Origin of the sequence: Citrobacter sp. CK194, assembly GCF_030333395.1 — a bacterium.
GTDB classification, from domain to species: Bacteria; Pseudomonadota; Gammaproteobacteria; order Enterobacterales; family Enterobacteriaceae; genus Citrobacter_B; species Citrobacter_B koseri.
Genome location: NZ_JAOWGA010000019.1, coordinates 642,622 through 664,325, shown reverse-complemented (window position 1 = coordinate 664,325; position 21,704 = coordinate 642,622). Strand labels below are relative to the sequence as shown.

The 21,704-nt window shown below is 42.2% G+C and carries 22 protein-coding genes; 13 read left to right on the top strand and 9 right to left on the bottom strand.

The window, feature by feature from the left end:
- Window positions 1-99 precede the first annotated feature (99 nt).
- Entirely contained in the window at window positions 100-1,062 is a 963-nt protein-coding gene (locus tag OGX80_RS19230; protein WP_115181489.1) for an alpha/beta fold hydrolase, read from the bottom strand.
- Between the two features lie 485 nt (window positions 1,063-1,547).
- Here OGX80_RS19230 and OGX80_RS19225 point away from each other — a divergent pair, with 485 nt between their 5' ends.
- Window positions 1,548-2,468 carry an MBL fold metallo-hydrolase gene (locus tag OGX80_RS19225; protein WP_115181488.1) on the top strand — a complete coding sequence of 307 codons (921 nt, stop codon included), beginning with the start codon at window positions 1,548-1,550 and terminating at the stop codon, window positions 2,466-2,468.
- A gap of 125 nt (window positions 2,469-2,593) precedes the next feature.
- Here OGX80_RS19225 and OGX80_RS19220 read toward each other — a convergent pair whose 3' ends face one another.
- The 4 genes from OGX80_RS19220 to OGX80_RS19205 are packed head-to-tail and all read right to left on the bottom strand — an operon-like array spanning window position 2,594 to window position 7,778.
- Entirely contained in the window at window positions 2,594-3,289 is a 696-nt protein-coding gene (locus tag OGX80_RS19220) for a response regulator transcription factor (protein WP_233644099.1), read from the bottom strand.
- A gap of 1 nt (window position 3,290) precedes the next feature.
- Window positions 3,291-3,668, bottom strand: a complete 378-nt coding sequence (locus OGX80_RS19215; RefSeq protein WP_115181486.1) for a response regulator — start codon at window positions 3,666-3,668, stop codon at window positions 3,291-3,293.
- Window positions 3,665-4,309: a response regulator transcription factor gene (locus tag OGX80_RS19210; protein WP_115181485.1), complete on the bottom strand. Its 645-nt coding sequence runs from the start codon at window positions 4,307-4,309 to the stop codon at window positions 3,665-3,667. The genes OGX80_RS19215 and OGX80_RS19210 overlap by 4 nt, the downstream gene beginning before the upstream one ends.
- Window positions 4,302-7,778, bottom strand: a complete 3,477-nt coding sequence (locus OGX80_RS19205) for a PAS domain-containing protein (protein WP_115181484.1) — start codon at window positions 7,776-7,778, stop codon at window positions 4,302-4,304. Before OGX80_RS19205 ends, OGX80_RS19210 begins: the two co-directional genes overlap by 8 nt.
- Before the next feature lie 408 nt (window positions 7,779-8,186).
- Between OGX80_RS19205 and OGX80_RS19200 the strand changes: the two genes are divergently transcribed.
- Window positions 8,187-9,086 carry a helix-turn-helix domain-containing protein gene (locus tag OGX80_RS19200; protein ID WP_115181483.1) on the top strand — a complete coding sequence of 300 codons (900 nt, stop codon included), beginning with the start codon at window positions 8,187-8,189 and terminating at the stop codon, window positions 9,084-9,086.
- Window positions 9,087-9,134: 48 nt separating this feature from the next.
- Here OGX80_RS19200 and OGX80_RS19195 read toward each other — a convergent pair whose 3' ends face one another.
- The 4 genes from OGX80_RS19195 to OGX80_RS19180 all read right to left on the bottom strand — a co-directional run bounded on the left by OGX80_RS19195 (window position 9,135) and on the right by OGX80_RS19180 (window position 12,635).
- The gene (locus OGX80_RS19195) at window positions 9,135-10,340 is read right to left on the bottom strand and encodes an NAD(P)/FAD-dependent oxidoreductase (RefSeq protein WP_115181482.1); all 1,206 of its coding nucleotides are present in this window, start codon (window positions 10,338-10,340) and stop codon (window positions 9,135-9,137) included.
- Between the two features lie 135 nt (window positions 10,341-10,475).
- Window positions 10,476-11,228, bottom strand: coding sequence for a glucose 1-dehydrogenase (locus tag OGX80_RS19190; RefSeq protein ID WP_115181481.1), 753 nt, complete (start codon window positions 11,226-11,228; stop codon window positions 10,476-10,478).
- A gap of 40 nt (window positions 11,229-11,268) precedes the next feature.
- Window positions 11,269-11,616: a MerR family transcriptional regulator gene (locus tag OGX80_RS19185; RefSeq protein ID WP_115181480.1), complete on the bottom strand. Its 348-nt coding sequence runs from the start codon at window positions 11,614-11,616 to the stop codon at window positions 11,269-11,271.
- A gap of 137 nt (window positions 11,617-11,753) precedes the next feature.
- Entirely contained in the window at window positions 11,754-12,635 is an 882-nt protein-coding gene (locus OGX80_RS19180) for an AraC family transcriptional regulator (protein WP_186336717.1), read from the bottom strand.
- Between the two features lie 144 nt (window positions 12,636-12,779).
- On the opposite strand from OGX80_RS19180, the gene OGX80_RS19175 reads away from it, so the two are divergent.
- The 11 genes from OGX80_RS19175 to OGX80_RS19125 all read left to right on the top strand — a co-directional run bounded on the left by OGX80_RS19175 (window position 12,780) and on the right by OGX80_RS19125 (window position 21,649).
- Window positions 12,780-13,796: an aldo/keto reductase gene (locus OGX80_RS19175; RefSeq protein WP_115181478.1), complete on the top strand. Its 1,017-nt coding sequence runs from the start codon at window positions 12,780-12,782 to the stop codon at window positions 13,794-13,796.
- Window positions 13,797-14,174: 378 nt separating this feature from the next.
- Window positions 14,175-15,062 (top strand): hypothetical protein, encoded by an 888-nt coding sequence (locus OGX80_RS19170; protein WP_286471393.1) that lies wholly within the window; start codon window positions 14,175-14,177, stop codon window positions 15,060-15,062.
- A 146-nt stretch (window positions 15,063-15,208) separates the two neighbouring features.
- A complete protein-coding gene (locus OGX80_RS19165; protein ID WP_023301098.1) occupies window positions 15,209-15,394 on the top strand; it encodes an AlpA family transcriptional regulator in 186 nt (61 codons plus the stop codon).
- 61 nt (window positions 15,395-15,455) lie between these two features.
- A complete protein-coding gene (locus tag OGX80_RS19160) occupies window positions 15,456-16,043 on the top strand; it encodes a DUF2857 domain-containing protein (protein WP_115181476.1) in 588 nt (195 codons plus the stop codon).
- A complete protein-coding gene (locus tag OGX80_RS19155; RefSeq protein ID WP_115181475.1) occupies window positions 16,033-16,242 on the top strand; it encodes a TraR/DksA family transcriptional regulator in 210 nt (69 codons plus the stop codon). The genes OGX80_RS19160 and OGX80_RS19155 overlap by 11 nt, the downstream gene beginning before the upstream one ends.
- A 396-nt stretch (window positions 16,243-16,638) precedes the next feature.
- Complete coding sequence (locus OGX80_RS19150) at window positions 16,639-16,860, top strand: hypothetical protein (RefSeq protein ID WP_061553920.1); 222 nt, start codon at window positions 16,639-16,641, stop codon at window positions 16,858-16,860.
- A gap of 72 nt (window positions 16,861-16,932) precedes the next feature.
- Complete coding sequence (locus OGX80_RS19145; RefSeq protein ID WP_115181474.1) at window positions 16,933-17,577, top strand: lytic transglycosylase domain-containing protein; 645 nt, start codon at window positions 16,933-16,935, stop codon at window positions 17,575-17,577.
- The gene (locus tag OGX80_RS19140) at window positions 17,574-17,852 is read left to right on the top strand and encodes a TrbC/VirB2 family protein (protein ID WP_098064980.1); all 279 of its coding nucleotides are present in this window, start codon (window positions 17,574-17,576) and stop codon (window positions 17,850-17,852) included. The genes OGX80_RS19145 and OGX80_RS19140 overlap by 4 nt, the downstream gene beginning before the upstream one ends.
- Window positions 17,853-17,863: 11 nt before the next feature.
- A complete protein-coding gene (locus OGX80_RS19135; protein WP_115181473.1) occupies window positions 17,864-20,611 on the top strand; it encodes a VirB4 family type IV secretion/conjugal transfer ATPase in 2,748 nt (915 codons plus the stop codon).
- A 22-nt stretch (window positions 20,612-20,633) separates the two neighbouring features.
- Window positions 20,634-21,362 (top strand): TrbJ/VirB5 family protein, encoded by a 729-nt coding sequence (locus tag OGX80_RS19130; RefSeq protein WP_115181472.1) that lies wholly within the window; start codon window positions 20,634-20,636, stop codon window positions 21,360-21,362.
- A gap of 11 nt (window positions 21,363-21,373) precedes the next feature.
- Window positions 21,374-21,649, top strand: coding sequence for an EexN family lipoprotein (locus tag OGX80_RS19125; RefSeq protein WP_115181471.1), 276 nt, complete (start codon window positions 21,374-21,376; stop codon window positions 21,647-21,649).
- Window positions 21,650-21,704: the final 55 nt, after the last annotated feature.

Sequence of the window (21,704 nt, the reverse complement as noted above, 5' to 3'; positions counted from 1 at the left end):
TTATGCCACCAAGAAATTTGATTATAAAAATAAACATACCAGCACCCTATGAAAAGTATCCCTAACCATGGTGCTGGATAGGGACACAAACCTCATCCGTTATTTTTTAATAAAATCCAAAATATCTTTATTGATTATATTTGCATGAGTAGTTGCCATGCCATGAGAAAGGTCATGATATATTTTCAACTCAGCATTTTTAAGTAGTTTAGCGGAAAGAAGCGCCGAGTTTTTATAAGGAACAACTTGATCATCATCACCATGTAGCACAAGTGTGGGTACGGTAATGATTTTTAAGTCCTCGGTGAAGTCGGTTTCCGAAAATGCCTTTATCCCTAAATAGTGTGCATTTGCGGCTCCACTCATACCTTGTCGCCACCAGTTCTGAACAAGTACCTCAGAAAAATCGACACCTTGTCGATTAAAACCATAAAACGGGCCACTAGCTACGTCTCGATAAAATTGTGCGCGATTAGAAGCTAACGCACTCCTGAACCCATCAAAAATATCAATCGGCAGGCCATCAGGGTTAGATGATGTTCTTAACATAAGTGGGGGAACTGCACCAATCAATACGAGCTTAGAAACTACCTCTTGTCCATATAGAGCCGTATAACGGACAGCTTCTCCACCACCAGTTGAGTGACCAATATGAATTGCATTTTCTAACCCAAGGTGTGTAATCACTTCAGCAATATCAGCTGCGTAATGATCCATGTCATGACCAGAACAGACTTGAGATGAACGACCATGACCTCTACGGTCGTGTGCGATCACTCGAAATCCCTCTTTTAAGAAAAAAAGCATCTGAGAGTCCCACTCATCACTACTAAGGGGCCATCCATGATGGAAGACTATCGGCTGAGCTTCTTTAGGGCCCCAATCCTTGTAGAAGATTTGAACACCATCTTTGGTTGTTAAGTAGTTACTCGAAGCTAAACCCCCCCGGGCTTTGGCAAGCTCTTTAGCATGATTGACATCTAAAGATGCCCCTGGAGATGTCAGTCCAAAAATATCAGAGTTAATCGCATTATTAATGTCATTGGGTGAAAATTTTTCCATTTTTTGGCTCCTAATACAAATTAATAACCATTGGTTAAGAAACAAAATACAAACAACTTACAAATACTATTATGCTCAAAAATACCATAAACAATACTATCCCAATGGTTATATGGAGCTAATCAAAAATATAGGTTAAAAAAACAAAAATATAGCTTTTGCTAAAATTAAATTATATGCACGTTTCATAAAGAGCCAAATCATAAAAAAAATAGTCCATAGACGAAGTGATTTGATACGAAGGAGTAGGCTTAGCCTATTCAATAGCATAAGATACACAATATATATATTGTGTATGCAAACGACTAAGACACAGTAGGCGAATCATATCTATCACTGTATATTAGCATTTAAGGGCACAACTATTCTCCCAATACCATATTCCGCTCTTGCTCTTGCTCTTGCTCTTGCTCTTGCTCTCGTAACTTATGCTTTTTTCTGCATAAGGTATATACCATTAGAAAACTTATAGCCGGAGGTAACTTATGAATAAGAAAACAGATATCAGGTTTTCCTATGATTCCACAGTAGATGAACTCGTCCCATCACGTTATGCTCTATCAGTGGGCGATATAGACGTTATAGTTATTAGTGATGGAGTATTACCACTACCAACTGAGATGTTAGGACATAATGTAAAACCAGAGGAACGTGCTGCATGGTTTGAACGAATGTTTCTTCCACCAGATGCGTTTGACTGGTCTTTAAATGTTATCGTTATAAAAAGTGGAGAGAAAGTTATTCTTGTAGACGCGGGACTTGGATTAGACCCTAATTTAAATTTACCTCGTGCCGGACAACTTTTTAAACGCTTAGAAGCAGTAGGCATAACACCTCTATCGATAACCGATATTGTAATTACTCATATGCACATGGATCATATCGGCGGACTCCTTATTGATGGTGTAAAAGAAAGATTACGCCCAGATTTACGTATTCATGTTTCAACGTATGAAGTTAAATTTTGGGAATCACCTGATTTCACACATGCTCATATGCCACAGGGATTTCCAGATGCCTTACGTCAAACCGCGTGTAAATTTACTTCATTGTATCGTAACCAACTTCAACTCTTTGACGATATCCATGAAATCGCCCCAGGAATCACAGCATGTCGTACGGGGGGGCATACTCCAGGACATAGCATTGTTCGGTTAGTATCAAAAGGCGAGCGATTGACATTCGCTGGGGATGCTATTTTTGCTGTTGGTTTTGAACACCCAAACTGGTTTAACGGTTTCGAACATGACCCAGAAGAAGCCGCACGTGTAAGGGTTAATTTATTAACTGAACTATCCAAAACGAAAGAGTATCTTGTAGCAACTCATTTACCGTTTCCATCAATAGGTAAAATTGCAGTAGAAGAGGATGCATTCCGTTGGGTTCCTATATTCTGGGATTATTAACATTTTATTTAATTAGATGAAGAACTGGGTCGCTATTATTTAATAATAAGGCCCAGTTTTTATTTTGCATATATCTAGTTTAACAAAAATTCAATATTAAACCGTTCCATTACGTGCAGCATAGCTTAATCCATTGATTTTAATATGTTAAGACTAGAACGTAAAGTCTCCCAACTTCTAATTAGTTCGCCAATAGTAGATGCTTCCATTTTCCGCATAACATTCCCTCTATGTAGTTTAACCGTAACCTCGCTGATACCCAAGTCATATGCAATCTGCTTGTTTAATCTCCCTCGGGCAACTTCACGGAAAACATCTCTTTCTCGAGGAGTTAACGCAGAATAGCATTCAATATTATGATTAACGATTTTTTCTCTGTGACGTCTTTGTTCATCTAACTTGATTGCTTCCGATATCGCATCGAGCAGAGTTTGCTCACGGACTGGTTTGGTTAAAAAATCAACAGCCCCTGCTTTCATTGCCTCGACAGTCATCGGAATATCGCCATATCCTGTTAGAAATATAATCGGCTTAACATTTCCACGTTGAGCAAGCTGGCGCTGTAACTCTAACCCGTTAACACCAGGCATACGAACATCAAGAATAAGACAACCTGGTGTATCTAGTATGTCTGAGTTTAGTAATTCATGTGTAGAAGAAAAGACCATTGGCCTCATGCCTGACGATAGAATCAGTTCATAAAGCGCTTCACGAATAGATACGTCATCATCAACGATTGCTACTATAGGCTGATCAATATACACTTCGCCCTTAGCATGGGAATCAGACATCAAATTCCTTAACGATTCATTTGTGTTCATATCAATCCTCCTCCAAATGTTCATGTAAAGCTTTTCCAATAGCAGTAAGCAATTCTTTTTCATCGAAAGGCTTGCGGAAAAGATAGGATACTTCTTGGGCTCGTCGTTGATCCGCAATTTCATGACGTCCAGTAATCAGAAAAACAGGAGTTTTTGGTGAAATTCTTCTCACTATTTTCATCAATTCGAAACCATCCATTTCAGGCATACTAATATCTGTAATTATAAGATCAATATCTGACATGCCCTTTCTTAATAAAGAAACAGCTGAGTGATAACAACAAACATTATACCCAGTCGATTCCAACAAATCCTCCATGGACTCCAAAAGTCGAATATCGTCATCTACAATCGCAATTATAAAATGGTTTTTAATCATGATCGCTTCCCAGATATCGATCGAATGTGTTTGATTGGTATATTTAATTTTTCGGAGATACGAACCAAATCTGCGAATGTTGTTGCTGACATTTTCCTCATAATGTTTCGTCTATGGAGCTGCAAAGTAACTTCACGTATACCCAACTCCGCTGCAGCCTGTTTGTTTAATAAACCACTGACCACTAATGGTAACACTTGCTGCTCTCGTAATGTTAGGCTGCAATAGCGTCGTTGTAATTCATTAAGTTCTGCTTGTTTCAGGCGACGATGGCGATCTTTGGCAAGTGCAGTGTCAATAGCTGACATAAATTTATCTTCGTTAAACGGTTTGGTGAGAAAATCAATAGCTCCATATTTCATGGCTTTTACAGAACGAGAAATGTCACCATGCCCAGTGATAAAAACAATAGAAGGGTGTTGGCTATTGTAGATTTGTTCTTGTAGTTCCAATCCATTTATGTCCGGCAACTCTATATCCAGAACGAGACAAGATGGAATATCAAGTTTCTCCGCTTCAATATATTCTACAGCGGAGGCAAATGATATACTATATATTCCATATGATGTAAGTAATTCATCGATAGCGTCCCTAACTCTCTTATCATCATCGACAATATAGACTATTTGTGTTTTATTCATTGTTGACCGCCACCTCCACTGGGATAGTAAAAATTAGTGAAGTCCCATATGGCAAATGATCCTCAGCCCAAAGCCGTCCTCCGTGTGACTCGATAATTGAACGAGATATAGCTAACCCCATCCCCATTCCTTGTTTCTTAGTTGTAATAAATGGTTCAAACATTTGTTCCAGAGATGCCATTCCACCACCAAGATCACTGATATTTGTTTCAATAACATTGTTTTTGTGTGTTGTCTTGATACTTAAAATACGCTGATGTGTGACGTTTTCCATTGCTTCAACCGCATTCCGTATTAGATTTAGAAGAACTTGTTGAATTTGAATGCGGTCTGCCATTGTATAAGGCAGTTTAGGTTCTAGCATTAGTTCTGTTAATACATTCCATCTGACGAGTTCTTCTGTCATTAGCCCCAGAACCTCTGATATTACACTATTTAGGTCAATTAATATTTTCTCTTCAGAAGAGTGTCTAAAAAGAGCTCTTATTCGGCTTACTACATCAGCAGCTGACGTCGCATCGCGAGTAATACGTTCTACCGTTTTAAGTGCACGGCTGGTATTCGGGGGGTCAGCAACAAGCCAGCGCCTGCAGGCATGAGAATTAGCAACAATCGCGGCCAAAGGTTGATTTACTTCATGTGCAATTGATGCTGAAAGTTCAGCCATACTAGAAGCTTGGCTAGCTCTTGCAAGTCTCTCATGAGTAAAACGAAGCTCTTCTTGAGCACGAACCTCGCGATCAATATCAAGGCAAATGACGTTCCATTGAATGATATTGCCGTGTTCATCACTCATAGCTTCCGCCCTAGTCTCAACCCAACGAAATTCTCCGTCTGCTCGGCGCAAACGATGCCTTCGCGCATAGGGCTTTCCCGTGGAAAGCGAGTAGGCATACTGCTCCTTAACACCAGGCAAGTCGTCGGGATGAACCCCAGCATCTAATGTGGCATCGAGTCTACCATTTTCTCCGAGTTTGCTTAAATCATAGCCCAAAAAATGACTGAGACGTTCACTACGGTAAATTGGTTCTCCTTTTGAATCGGCACAATCTATCATCACTGGCAGGGCTTCAACAAGTTTCCAAAGTCTACGTTCTCTTTCTCTAAGTGCCTCTTCCGCCTTTTTCCGTTGAGTTATATCAATGAAACCAACTAAACTTTTGTCAGCAACGGCATCTGGCCTTGCAGTGGTAAAAAGTACATCAATGACTCGCCCATCCAAACGTAAGACTTTTGTTTCTTCTTGAAATACTTCTTCTCCTCGATACCGCGCTTCGATAGAGCGACGAATGGTTTCCATACCCGGTTGCCAATATTTTTTTATAGAACCTCTCATTTCATCTAAATTTTTAGCCCCAAACATATCAAGAATGTACTGGTTTGCTTCTTCAACCTCTAATGCTTCTAGAGCTTGGTTTAAAAAATCAGGATGTTCGTCAATATAACCCCGAATATCTTGAACACCTTGGTCTCTCAGCTTGTTGAATAAATTAACTAATTTACTGGCATCTACTTGAGTTAGACCGATAGGCATATATTGAAATAAATCTCTATAACGACGCTCGCTATGTTTTAAAGCATCCTCGGCTTTAACTTGATCATCAATGTCTGTTGAGACACCGAACCACTGGATTATATTTCCGGTCTCATCTCTTAATGGATCCGCTTGAGAGGAAACCCAGCGATAAATGCCATCAGAGCGGCGCCATCGATATCGCATAGAAAATCTTCTTCCAGAAACTATGCTATTATTCAGCTCTCGTGAGACCCTATTAACATCGTTAGGGTGAACTGCTTTTTGTAATATTTCAGATAGTCCGGTGGGACTTTCTCTTCTCTGTAACATCTCATCGATGCCTAAAAAATCAATTAGTCGCTTATTGAAAAAATTAGGTTCACCGTTAGGATTAAGTCTCCAAAGGAAACTTGGTACTGTATCGACTAGCATAGAGAGTTCACGCTCTCGATCTGATAACGATTTCTGGGTAGTAACTAACTCATCAATATCGACACATACGCCATACCATTGAATAACGTTACCAGAGTCATCAATTAGAGGTTCGGCTCTTGTTTCTGTCCATCTATACTCACCATTTGCGCGTAGTTGACGATATCGCTGAACATATGGAGTCAGAGTTAAAAATGAGTGAAATATAGCTTCCCGAGCTTTTTCAACATCTTCAGGATGAATAACACTTAAATTGGGAGTTTTATCAGGTGATATAATATCTTCGAGGCTAGCTCCTGTAACTTCGGTGAACCTCTTATTAACATACGTTGGCGTTCCCTTTGATGACGTTGTCCAAACAAGTGCAGGGATTGTATCTATTAATTGTTGTAGGTTTTTCCCCTGTTCTCGTAATGCTAAGACCGTTTTATTATAGACGTCATTGTCTAAAGCAATACCATACCATCCTACGATATTACCTACATGATTTCTCACCGCACGAGCAGATGTTCTAGCCCAGACATAAACTCCATTTGCCCTACGAAAACGGAATTCAACATTAAAATCTTCACCGGATATCAAACATCTTCGCCATTTTTCATCAATTGATTTATAATCATCTGGATGTAATAATTTTTTCCATGCGGTATGCCCCTCATCGATAGCGACATTTAGATATTCCAACGTAACTCCCAGGGAACTAAGTGCAAATGGATGAATGTAAGTCCAGCGTCCTTTCGCGTCTAAGGTCCACCCGTTACCAAATATACTTTCAACAATTCTTACTGAACGTCTAGGCTCCACTTCGTTTGTACATGATGGATTAATTATCGTATCCGATGAACAATAATGTTCAGTCACAAGTTCATCAATATCTATGCTAGTATTGAACGTTGGCTCTATACGCGTTTCCATCCAATGGATGCTTCCGTTTTGCAAATAGTTTCGGTGTCGAATGACTTGAGGAACGCCAGTCCAAAAGGCACGAGACTCTGCGTGCTGTACAGTGGTAAGATCATTAGGGTGAACGGTACCAATGTGATCTTGGCTTCTGGAGGATTGTTCTTTATCGAAAGAACAATTTGCGATAGCTGCAAATTGTTTATTTGAAACAGAACGTATATCGGAGTATATTATTGCCCCATACCATGAACATATTTTATTATTGTGATCGTATAGAGGGTGACCTGAATTACGACACCAACGATATGCACCACTAGAGCTAATAATCCGATGTTCGGAACAATAATATTCCCCCCTCAATAAAGCATCTCTCCAGATCGACACCATTGCCTCACAATCGTCAGGATGAACAATAAATTCCCATCCACTATAATATTTTTTTACTGGTTTATTTAGCTGATTTATAGAGAGGTTTTTGGTAGAGAGTAGCGGTTCACTCAAGTAAATAAAGTTTCCAGATTTATCAGTAGCCCAAGCAATTCCAACCACTCGTTCTACTATTTTTGCGGCTTCAATTGCCACGATATTATCGTCACCTGCGGATTTTAATTCTGGCATTGTAAGTAGTCTCCACCTTAAAATATAAAGATCTAAACTTGAGTATCAATAAAGTACTGATAAGCTTATCCTAGGTTTATGGGTAAGTATACTATGTTCTTCCATAGTACATAACCGACTGAATTTTAATATATTACCGTATAATGAAAGTCCAATTTTTTGTGGTTAAGCTCGAAGTTATAGAGCTATACTAAGGTATAACGTGTCATAGCCTTACGGATCTACCCCCTAAATACACCAGGTACTAGAATATTATTCTTACATATGCACATAATGATGTTACTGATAACTAAAACACTTCCATATTTGTCTAACTCAAGAACCTATTCCATGTACCTTACTGATCAAATATATCGTAAACTTCACTGTAATATCCGTTAAAAACTTGAATCAAGGTAAAAATGTCTAATGAAAAACATTAAAGAAAATCCTTATGATACATATAAAGAAATGACTAGAGTATTAGATATTGAACCTGAGTTAGCACTCGGTGATATAAAATCGTCAGTGGCACACTGCATTAGATGGCCGCACGGCCCCTTACATGACGTAATATCCCCCATGGATAAACATGTTATTATAGCTCATCTTGGTAAAATGCAAAGAATTGAAAGGGTTACTGATAATAAATTAATAAAAGCTATGGCTCGGGAAAGAACAATAACTACTATTCCTCAAGGAAGTAGTTCTCGTTGGGATTTATATGGTGATGTTGATGTAATCCATTTTTATATCTCTCCTGAAATGTTCAAAGATTTATTATTACAAGTTGAAAGCCCTTCATTGGAGCTTGTTATTCGTACAGCTCATTATGATACCATATTATCAAATATTATTTTTTCAATTTCAGAAGTGATTAAAAACAAAAGCAAAGTAAACATTATTCTTTATGAACAGCTGATTTTGTCATTTTTTATTCAATTAATTAATAATCATTCCACACACACACATATATCAAGGTATGAAAATTGTGTTCTATCACCTCGTTCTCTTAAACTCGCTTTAGAAAAACTGGATAGTTGTCCCGTAGGAGATGTTACCATTAAAAAACTAGCTTCTGAACTTGGTTTGACATCTGCACATTTTTGTCGTGCATTTAAAGGTAGCACAGGAATGACACCTTATTGCTGGCTTAAACAAAGAGTTATGGAGAGAGCATTTACACAATTAAAAAAGCCTCGTAAGAAAGTCATCGAAATTGCATTAGAGAGCGGATACAGCTCACATACGGCATTTACAAATGCGTTTAGAAAAATGACTGGGTTAACACCCAGTCAATGGAGGCTACAGGAATATAACAGAGAGTAATCTATTAGTGATGTAGAGTTTAATTTCTCCACATCACTAATTAATATATCATGGTACAATAATAAAGTCAGGGTTAGCGATTGCAAACATTTTTTCTTGTTCCGGCTCAGGCGGATAGATCCATTGAGTATTTATCTCCTGCTTAATCTTTTTAGCATCGGTGCCTTTATACATAAGTGTATGTTCCCATCCCTCGGTATATACGGCGTTACCTTCTCCAAGATCTAAACAAGTAACATATTTTGGCTGACTATATGAATGCAGCGGAATATCAAGAACTATTGCTGCTGCATTATGCCCAGCTACACGTCCTAGGCTCATTGCATGTTGACATGACATTACATTATAGTTTCCATCATTATCGGTATGAACTTTTACTGTATCACCTGTAACAAATATCTCATTAACATTCGGTGATTGTAAATATGAATTACTTATTACACGCCCTAGCTGATCATGTTCACCACTAATGAAACTAGTTAATGGGCTTGCCCTCATCCCTGCTGTCCAGACGATCGTATCAGATGGTATAAACTCTCCACTTGATAACGTGACGCCATGTTCTTCAATTGAAGTCACTCTAACATTTGTTCTAACTTTAATACCATTACTTTGTAATGCTTGGTTAATTACCTCACATGCTTCCTCCCCCATTGCATGTCCAATTTTAGGCGCGCTATCTACGATAATAACATTAGTTTCGACTGAATCACCTAAAATTGCTCTTAGACGCGAGGGCATTTCTGTTACAGTTTCTAGCCCTGTGAGTCCACCTCCTGCAACAACAACAGTATTACGCTCATGTGAATTTGGTTTCAATGCCAAATCATATAAATGCTTTTCCAATTTTCTCGCACTTTCTAATGAATTAACGTTAAAACTATATTCTTTTAAGCCTTTTAATTCGGGATGAAAGACTTGACTTCCCGTAGCTAAAACAAAACTGTCAAAGTTAGCAATAGTTTCACCGTCTTTCTTTTCGACAGTAATTTGTTTGTTTTTTTCATCGATATGATTAACAGTCCCCGCTATATACTTAACATTTGCCGCGCTTAAGACATTGACAATTGATGGTGCAACATCTTCAAGAACTGGTTCATAAAGCCTTGGTCTAATGACCAAATTTGGCTCAGGTGAAACAAGGAACACATCAATTTTATCTTCAGCATTTTCTTGTTTTACTAGTCTTGCGGCAGAAATTGCCGCCCACATGCCAGCAAAGCCGGCTCCAGCTACTATAATACGTTTTTTCATATAGTTACCTATAAAGACATTGCATGACGAACTTGTCATGAACTTTAGGCTATCAGGTCAGAGAAGATGTTTCTCAATCAAAATTGATATTCTTTAATAAATATTGCTGCAATTCAACGGTCGGATAGACAGATTTTAGATCTGTCCCATCCCACCATCAACAGACAGATCTATACCAGAAATAAAACTGCTGTCATCAGATGCCAAGAAGAGAGCAGCTGCAGCAACCTCCTCTGGTTTTCCTAAACGTCCAATAGGAATTTTACTTGACACTTTCATATCAAAAGAATTTCGTTCGCCTTCGGCAACTCCCATTTTCCCAATAATTGGTGTTTCAACAGGACCGGGACTTAAACAATTTACTCTAATACCTCGTTCTTTGAGGTCTGTGGTCCAACTTCTCGCAAAAGAACGTAAAGCAGCTTTCGTCGCTGCATAAATATTATGCCCTTCCAAGCCTTTATGATGAGCTATGGAAGAAGTTAGAATAATAGCCCCCCCCCTAGGCATTAACGGCAGCGATCTTTGAACTGTAAAAAAAGTTCCTTTAACATTAATATCAAATTGGTTGTCGAACTCTTTTTCTGTTGAGTTTTGAATATCTGAAAGCATAATGATACCCGCATTTGCGAATAAAATATCAAGTCGCCCGTATTTAGCTTTTATTATAGAGAAGACCTTATCTTGTTCATGGATATTGCTTATATCAGATTGTATCGCTGTGACATATTGTCTGTCTAATTTCTCTATGGCCTGTTCTAAAGTTTCTTTATTTCTACCAGTTATTATAACCCTTGCTCCCTCGCTAATAAATTTTTTTGCTGTAGCGAGACCGATCCCACTGCTTCCGCCTGTGATCAAAGCAATTTTGTTTTCTAATTTGTTCATATTATCTTCCTCTTAATATATAGTAGTATTGAGACAATAATTATTCAAAGGATTGAATTCGCTCTGCCAGTGCGTTCCTTCGCTCATTGAGCAAAGCAATAAATGTATCTAAAGCTCGTAATTTTTCCTTATGTTGTGCGAGACATTGTATAAATCGGTCATCGTTTGAGTCGCTAACTTGTGAAAATTTGTCCAGCTCTGAAATCTGTCTGGTACTGAAACCGCATCTTATTAAAGATACAATCCATTTCACTCTCTCAATCTCCTTAGCGCTATAGTCACGATAACCATTGTGTGAGCGTTCTGAAGAGATCAGCCCCTTCTTCTCATAGTGCCGCAGTACACGCGTACTGACTCCTGTAATCCTCGCTAGCTCGCTAGGCCTCATACTATTTCTCCCGAATCGTGTTCGAATGTTACAACATTGACACTAGTGTACACGTCAAGAAAAACCACCACCCAAAATTGTAAGAAAAAATTTCACAACATATTACTACAATGCAATGATTTAATTAACTGACTACTTTATTGTTTTTTTATAACTTTTCCGGGTGAATAACCAAATATTCTTTTGAAAGCGTGACCAAATGCACTTACAGAAGAATATCCATAATTTTGAGCAACATTAGTAATTAGTTTTCCTTCTTTTAGAGCTTCACGTGCAAGAAACATTCTCCAGCGGAGAAGATATTCTAACGGAGTATCTCCAACTTTCTCTTTAAAATTTTTTGCAAAACTAGACCTCGACATTCCAGCTTTTTTTGCCAACATATCTACCGTCCATGATTTCGAAATATTTCCATGCATCAACTCTAGTGCCATTCGTACTCCAGAATGATTCAAACCTTTCAACCACTCTACTGGCTGATCATTTTGTATATATTCACGTAATACTTGCATTAGCAATACTTCACCAAGACGATTTGCGATCATTGAGGAACCGACATTTTTCGTTTGTAATTCTTTATCCAATATATTTAAGGTTTCTTTGAATATTAATGAAGGGAATGTATTACCTTTCATTAAAATAACTTTTGGCAGCATATCAAGCAATAGAGAAGCGCTTTGTTTGTTAATCGAATAACCCACACCAATAATTATCACATCCTCCCCACCATAGTATACGCAATTATTTTCTGATTCTTTGTAAAGAGCCTTTCCATCAACAGGATTTAGATTTGGCTCACTTGATACCACATAACTCTGTGAGTTAACAAGTAGATAGGCATCACCCATAGATATTAACTGTGGATTTTCGTTACCTATTTTCAACCAATACTCTCCACGTAACGCAGTACCAAATTTAATGTTATTTTCAGCTGGGAATCCTACGGACCATTTTCCACCAGCAGTAAACTTTGCTGTATCGGAAGCTTCAACTTCGAGAAATGAAATGATTTTTTCCATATATTTCATTGTATTGGACTGTCTCGATAAAATGTTGGATTTTGCAGCATAGATTATTATAAAAAAATAGTCAAAATGGATTTTAACTGGATATATGCAGTTTGATTGAGTCTTGACTATGTTAATGCCATACAGGAGAGCGCCTTGGAATATTCACTATTAGGAAATACTGGATTGTTTATTTCTCGCATGGGTTTAGGTGGAATGACTTTTGGTGGCAGAGGTACGCCAATATACGGTGAAGTTGGAGGGTTGGATTTAAAGCAAACAAAGGAAATTGTTAATATTGCTGTTCGCGAAGGAATTAACTTTATTGATACCGCGGATGTATATTCCAACGGGGAATCTGAAATTTTACTTGGGAAAGCAATTTCACCTTATCGTAACGATATTATTCTGGCAACTAAGTTTCATGCCCCAATGGATCGTGCTCCAAATAGATGTGGGCAATCAAGATATCACATGATTCGCTCACTTGAGGATAGTTTAAACCGTTTGAATACTGATCGCATTGATCTTTATCAAATTCATAATTTTGATCCACTAACACCTTTTGATGAGGTTTTGAGGGCTCTTGATGATGTTGTAAAACAAGGGAAGGTTCGTTATATTGGATGTTCCAACCTTGCTGCCTGGCAGATTATGAAGGCTCTTGGAATATCTGAGCATAAGAATCTAAATAAATTTACCTCCGTTCAGGCATATTATTCTTTACTAGGTAGAGATGTCGAGCATGAATTACTGCCATTGATTAATGATCAAAAACTTGGCCTTTTAGTTTGGGGCCCCCTTGCCGCAGGGTTTTTATCCGGAAAATATACTGACTCTGATACTATAAATAAGTCCAGAAGGGACAAGTTTGATTTTCCTCCTATTGACAAGAAAAAGGCATTTAATATTATTGATGTACTAAGCTCAATTGCAAAAAAGTATAAAGTGAGTGTGGCTCAAGTATCCTTATCCTGGTTGCTCAGCAAACCTACTGTTAGTAGCATAATTACTGGTGTGAGAAACGCTGACCAATTAATGGATAATCTTTCCGCAATTAATTTATCGCTATCAATAAACGATATTGAGGAACTAGATAACGTTAGCACTACATACATTCCCTATCCTAATTGGATTCAATCAAATGCAATCGAAATAAGAACGCCAACTTAATAAAACATAGATTATAAATTTATCGTTTTATGATTAATTATATCGGGGGTGTGTTTTAAAACCTAGGCCAAAAATCGGTTTTAGAAACACCTACCCCCATATTTTCTATATGCGGAGTACATAAAATATAACTCTGTTCTGTTAAACAAGTTTTGAATATAAACAATTATTATGATCAATATTAAATTCCGGACATGTAAATCAGGTTTATTCATGATGTACACTCCCAGTTAAATATATTGACACTTCTCATTTTACTTTAATTTTTATAATGAAGTTTTTAATTTAAAACAAATTAAAACTCACCAAATCTCATTTTATAAGACATTAGCATAGTTTGATTTTTAAGCTTTGCATTTTGTGTAAATGGAGATAAAAATGCAAGAGAATAACAATCTCGCACAACAAACTTATATCCCATCTGATTGGCTTATCATCAATGAAGCAGTGAAGTTAGCCAGAAAAAAATCTGGTATGAAAGTCAAAGATAGCGATATCTATCGTCATGCTTTATCTCATGATATTTTTCTTTCAATTTACTTTCAATCTCCAGTTTTTTTGAAGGAAGTAATGTTTTGTCGAGGAAAAATAAAATTATCAACCTCATGTAATCCTATTAGGAATGACTATTTTGCAGCCTGTACAAAAGGAAAATTTCTAGCTACTCCTTGTCCAATCCTAGATACCAGACTCCTAGGTTGTGAGTCCTCATTAGTTCAAAATTTATTGGCTCATTCTTTGCGTATCTCTCCACCAACGCGTGATACATACGCTTTTAACATTGGCATATTGGTTAATATTGGAGGAGTTGATTTTCAGGTTTTTAAAAAATTTCCATCATTGGATGCAAAAATTTCGAAACTTAAAACAACATCAACATGTTTATATAATAGCCTTAATAGTTTAATATATCCACACTGTAGTGAAGAAAATTTATTAGCATATTTCACTCCTGTTTACACTTTGCCAAGTGATGCATGTTTTGTTATTAAGCACCATGAATTGAACAAGTTGATTAAGATACTATCCCCGCAACAGGGAGGTGTATCAACCTCATCAAGAATATCCACTCCTCTGTCAAGAATGTTTTGGCTTGCATGCAAAAACAATGCAATTATCAGCCCCCTAATTAGTAAGCCCTATAAGCTTTTGTCCATTTTTGAACAATGGGCATCAGTTGAAGGTATTACAGAACACTTCAGCGGCGATACGCTAAAAAATGCACTAGAAAGAGGCGCCCCTTCTTCTGCATCCTTTACCCGCTGATCTCATTTTTATACATCCTATCAAATAGTCCGTATTAAGGGTCTATCAGCCCTTAATGCGGTGCCCTCAACTTCCCCTTTCTCTTTTGTTGTGTTTTTTTGTCCTCTCCGAGAACGTCTTACTTATTTTCACTACAGGAGAAGGTAATGACAAAGTATCAATTATTACGTCTGAAGCAGGTTGAAAATAAAACCGGTCTGAAACGCTCTCAGATTTACCTGTATATGAAAAATGGAACCTTTCCACGTTCAATAAAAATTGGTCCAGCCAGTGTGGCCTGGCTCGAGTCGGAAATTGATGAATGGATCAACCTAAAATTAGCCGGACGTTAGAACAGTCAAAAATGCCCGTTTACTTACTCAACTTTTCTATATAGATTGAGGAGATAACAGAATGATTCCATTAATTAATTACACCATCTTAACTGATGCATTGCACGCACTGAAAGTTGGGGATATTCGTCACTGTGAATCCCTCGGATTCACTTTCGACGAAATGAATGCTCTTAATCAGTTATCACTCGATGAACTGTTTACGGTCAGCCGGGCGTCAGCTCCATTTGTTTCAGTCAGTGTCCGCCATGACGTTCTGTATCATTTACTGGCGCAGGCCCGACAGGAATACCAGCGACAACAGCAGATTAACCGCGCTATCCGGCTGGGCGGTTCGATTGCACTACTCAACCACTATTTTGGCCTGACGTCTAATGATGTCTGCCTTCGCCGCCGATTGCTGGGGGTCAGCGTGCCTTATGGCCGGACGCCTGAACCGGACGAAGAGACGGATTCGGCTATCTGGCTGCAATGGCAACAGTGCCGGATAGACAACCTTGAGTCGCCTGACGCGCTGATTGCCATGATGCAGCTGACAGAGGCCCTACATCCAGAGTCCAAAGGGCTGTCACTTACCACGGTCTGGAAGCGTATCGCACAATGCGAACAGGACGCTGCCACTGACAGGAGGGGGCCACATGCCGGATGAGATCGACCGCGATCAGGAATTTAATGAACAGCGACTGGAGGAGATGATTGAACAGAATCGTTTTAAGCCAGGACCCGTTCCATCATTATTTCACTGCCGGATATGCGGTAAACCCATTCCCGAAAAGCGACGGCAAACACTGCCGGGCATAGCTACATGTACCAAATGTCAGGAACAACTTGAGTGTCGCAGGCCCTGATAATATCAGTAAAGACGTGCGGAGAAATTATTTCACTGCACGTCTTTCTGTTTCCCTTGAAATAGAGTCCCCTCTTTATTATCTCCTCCGTATCCTTCCCCTTAATTTCTCATCTGATAATCCTCATCAATTTATCTCTCTTATTTTTGTTTTGACTTTATCGTTTAAATTCGGCGCGAAATATCAGAGTCTGAAAATGCCATTGCAGCATGGTAGCCATGATGGACGTTAATTCGTCCAGGCCGGGTATTGCTCTTTAACAACATGGATCGGGCTGTCACGTAACCACAATTCAGGGTGCCGCTGAATGTTCTCGCTGACCCGTTAAAACCGGAATGCAGAACCGGAATGTGATTCGTTTATTTCATCCATTGCTGTTTTATTAAAGGAAATTCCATGAGAAAACCCGTTTATCACGTCTTTGTTACCCAGGAAAGCCAGCCCGATGCTCAGGGCGAAAAAAACACGTACTGGACAAAAGTTGGCGTGGCCTTCGCGCATAACGGCAAGCCCGGCCTGAATATCGTTTTGATACCCGGTATTGCGGTTTCCGGCAGGCTGGTGCTGCTCGAACCGAGAGAAGAAAGCGACATTTCACAGGATGCCGCTGCCGCTTAATCCATTTTCTCTTCTTCTCCCCCGGCTGCGTACTTTTCTATCAGCCGCCGGTCTCTCTGTTACGAGGCTAGTATGCTTTCCACCACTGCCTTTCTGGCACTGGCGGTGCAGTGCGCCGCCAGTATTCACCCGTCCACGTCACTTGATGTCGCACGGGTCGAATCAAGCTTCCACCCTTACGCCATTGCTGAAATTATGCCAGACAGCCGGGGCGTGATCTCACATTTCCCCACGAGCCTGCCGGAGGCGATCCGCCTCACCAGACAGCTTGCGACACAGGAGCGACGCTATTCGGTCGGCCTGATGCAAATCACCAGCACCAATTTCCGCCATTACGGCGTCACGGCCAGCGACCTGCTTAACCCTTGCATCAATCTGTCGGTATTTGAGCACATTCTCGCCGACTGTTACCGGCGCGGCGGCACCCTGAAACGTGCGCTCAGTTGCTACTACTCCGGCAACTTTAAAACCGGCCAGCGACCGGAATCCGCCTTTAACCAGACCAGCTACGTGCAGCGCATTGGCTATGTCGTCCCGTCCACGCGGGAAGATCGGCAGCGTGCCCCTGACCGGAACGTACAGCCCTCTGTCCGTTATCCCGCCGTTGTGCTGCGCGCCGAGCCTGCCGGTGCCACTGCGCCGGTCCTGACTTCTCTGCATTATCCCGGTGCCGTCATTCGCGGCGTTATCCCTGTTATCCCTGATGAGGAGAAATGATCATGCGTATACGCCGTTATTCTGTTGTTGCTTCCGTGCTGCTGCCTGCCCCTCTGCTGGCGGCGGACAGCGGATTTAACAAGGCCAATGAGACACTGAGCAACACCTCGACCGGCCTGCTGGGACTGGCCGCTGTCACTATCACACTGGCGACCATGTGGGTGGGCTACAAGGTGCTGTTCGACGGCAAGAGCCTTCACGACATGCGTAACGTCATCATCGGCGCGATCCTGATTGTCGGCGCATCCGGCTTCGGTGCCTACTGGGCGTCATAAGAGAGGCAACGATGGCTACGCTGAATAAAGCACTTACGCGGCCTGCCGCTATTATAGGGATTCCTCTGGTGCCGTTCGTTCTCGTCAGCGGGGCCATCGTCCTGCTGGCGGTCTATGTCAGCTATTACCTGGCACTGCTGTTGATCCCGGCCTGGGCGGAAATGAAAAATAAAGCCCGAAAGGACATTCATTATTTCAGTCTGCTCTGGCTGGCGTTTAAAACCCGTGGACGACTTTTCACCAACACCCATTTTGGCGCGAATGCCCTTCTGGCGAACCAGTACGATAACGTTGATGTGTCGGAGTTTATTCAGAAGATGAAATTAAACGAGCGTATTACGCTGGATAAATATATTCCGTATTCCTCCCATATTCACCCTCACGTCATCAGAAACCGGCACAGCGATCTGGTTGCCACCTGGGAGCTGGGCGGTACGGTCTTTGAATGTGAAGACGAACATCACCTGACCTTAATGGCGACGCACCTGAATAATATTATTCGTTCGTATGAAGGTCTGCCGGTGACATTCTATATTCACCGGATGCGTGAAAAATACCATGATGCCTTTGAGGCAAATTCCGGCATTCCCTTTTCCGATGAGGTGAGCCGGCGGTATTACCAGCCGGTAAAAGATAAACCGCTCTGGCGGCACCGGCTGTTTTTCACGGTCTGCTATGCGCCGTTCTCTCGGGTTGAGAAGAAAACCCTGAAAGCGCAGTCGCCCGGTAAACGCCGGGCGGCGCTGGATGAGGCGCTCAAAGTCATGCTGGAATACCGCGAAGCGCTGGCGTCAGCGTTATCGCGCTATACGGCAACGCCGCTGGGGATATATGAAGAAAACGGTCGCGTGTATTCCTCGCAACTGGCCTTCTTCCACCGCCTGATTACCGGCCAGTGGCAGAAGGTGGCTGTAACGCGCTCGCCGTTTTATGAAACGTTAAGCACGCCGGACGTGTTTTTCACCACCGACACCGGTGAATGCCAGACGGTCAGCGGTTCCCGCTTCTTCCGCAGTCTGGAGATTAAGGATTATTCCCCGGAAACCCATACCGGTATGCTGGATGCGCTGTTGTACGCCGAAAGCGAGTATGTTCTGACGCAGTCCTTTACCTGTATGGCACGGGATGAGGCGCAGAATCATATCCGGCTGGCGGAAAAACGACTTAACTCCACGGACGACGACGCGCTGTCGCAACGCGAAGAGCTGATTGTCCTGCGCGACCTGCTCCAGTCCGGACATGTGTCATGCGGTAAATTCCACTTTTCCCTGCTGATCTCCTCAGACAGTGCCGGACAGGTGGTGAAGGACACTAACGTTCTGGCCCAGCCCTTCGCCGATTTGGGTATTATGACGACGCTTTCCACCCTGTCACTGCCAGCTGCATATCTGGCGCAACTGCCGGGCGTCTATATGCTGCGTCCCCGACTGGTGGCCGTCAGCAGCCAGAATTTCGCCGATATGGCCTGCCTGCATAACTTCCATCCCCACAAACGCAGCGGCAATCCGTGGGGGGAAGCCATCGCCATCTTCACATCTCCCGGCGGGGGCGGGTATTACCTGAACCTGCACGACAGCCAGGCCGGACGGGATGACACCGGAGAGAAAACGCCGGGGAATACGGCGATTATCGGGAAAACCGGCTCAGGCAAAACCCTGCTGATGACCGTCATGCAACAACTGATGCAGAAATACCGTAACCCGGCGTCGTTTGCGCCTTCTGCCACCCTCAAACGGCTGACCACGGTGTATTTCGATAAGGACCGGGCGGCGGAGATGGCGATCCGCCAGGCGGGCGGGCGTTATTTCCGCATCCGTACCGGCGAGCCCACCGGCTTCAACCCGTTTGCGCTGGAGCCAACCCGCCGGAACATCAGTTTCATCAAACGGCTGGTGCGCATGCTGTGCCGCCGCAACGGGAAGCCGCTCGATCCGCGCGATGAGGAGCGGATCAGCGCCGCCGTGGACACCATCATGCTGGACTACCCGCCGGAGTACCGCCGGTTCGGGATCACCCGGCTGCTGGAAGTGCTGCCAGAGCCGCCGACTGCAGATGCCCGCACAAACGGGCTGCGCATTCGCCTGAAACAGTGGGCGCAGGGGGGCGAGTTCGGCTGGGTGTTTGATAACGAGGCCGATACTTTCACCATCAGCGATGTCGATAACTTTGGTATCGACGGCACCGAATTTCTGGATGATGACGATATTCGCGGCCCCATCACCTTTTACCTGCTGTACCGTGTGACCAGTCTTCTGGACGGTCGCCGCCTGGTGATGTTTATGGATGAGTTCTGGCGCTGGCTGGCCGATGTCGAATTTTCCCGCTTCTCCCTCAATATGCTGAAAGTCATCCGCAAGCTGAACGGTATCTTCGTCCCGGCAACACAGTCACCGGATGAAATCGTCAGACACCCCATCGCCCCGGCGATTATTGAGCAGTGCGGCACCCAGATTTTCCTCGCCAACCCGAAGGCCAGCCATACGGATTACGTGGAGAAAATGAAAGTGCCGGACAGCGTTTATGAGACGGTCAGGAATCTGGATCCAGGCGAGCATTATATGGTCATCCTGAAAACACCGCTTCGGGCCGGGGAAACCCGCCCGTTTGTGGCAATGGCGAAAATGGATCTGTCCGGACTGGGTAAACTCACCCGGCTTCTCAGCGGCAGTGAGGACAACCTGAAAATATTCGATGCCATTTATCAGGACGGTATGCGACCTGATGAATGGAAAAACGCTTTCCTTGAGCGGGCAATCTGAAAGCCAACCGGAGGTAATATCAATGCGTACCCGGGATCATCTTCTGGCATTATCGTTATTTTTCCCGACGCAGGTATTCAGCGCCGGAATACCGGTTTTCGACGCTGTGCGGAATACCGAATCCATTAATCAGTGGATACAAAAACTACAGCAATGGGAGGATACAGTTACCCATTATAAAAGTGAACTTGATGCATATAAGAAGCAACTGGCTACCGCAACCGGCGTGCGGGATATTCAGGGCTTTCTCAGCGATGCCCGAAGCCTGAAAACCGATATTGATAATCTCCGTAAGAGCGGTATTTCACTGGATGATCTGCTGACCACGCAGAACAGTTCATATTCTGCTGAACTGCAAAACCTTTACAATAAATACAAATCGTTCAGCGTATGCAGCCCGGAACAGGAAGGAATTAAATCTCAGGATCTGGCCGACAGTTGCAAACAGATAATCCTCAATCAGGCAATGGCGATTGAGAATACCACTGACGTTGAAAACAGGATCAACAGCACACTCAGCGATATATCAGACTTATCTGACCGTATATCGAATGCGCAGGACTCGAAAGAGTCTCAGGATCTGGCTAACGCCATCGCGGCGAAAAGCGTACAGTTAAATGCGCTGACGAATCAGTGGGAGATGTCTGTCAGACAGGCTGAACAGCGAACGACATTGCTGGAACAGCAAAGACAGAAAGCCTTTGAACAGCAGCAGCTGACGGCACCTGTTGCTGACCTTAATAATTTATAAGGAGGTTATCCGTGCTCAGATCCTTATTCACCTTATGCACACTCTCAGGCGTGATATTACTGTCCGGCTGCAAGGAAACCAAATCCGAAGCCTGGTATAAGCAGCATCCTGACGAAACTTATGCGGTTTATACGCAATGCCTGAAGGATGGCGAGGCAAGCGATAACTGCGAATTTGCCCACCGGGCAGCACTTATGTTTGCACAGGAAGGCCAGACCGGGGTTAAGGAGAAATTTGAGGCGATATTTCAGCAGGAAGCTGAAAAACGAAATGCTGTGACACAGTAATTTTTCCTCCAGCAAAACAGGGAATTCTCCCTGTTTTTTATTTCCTTTCTTTATA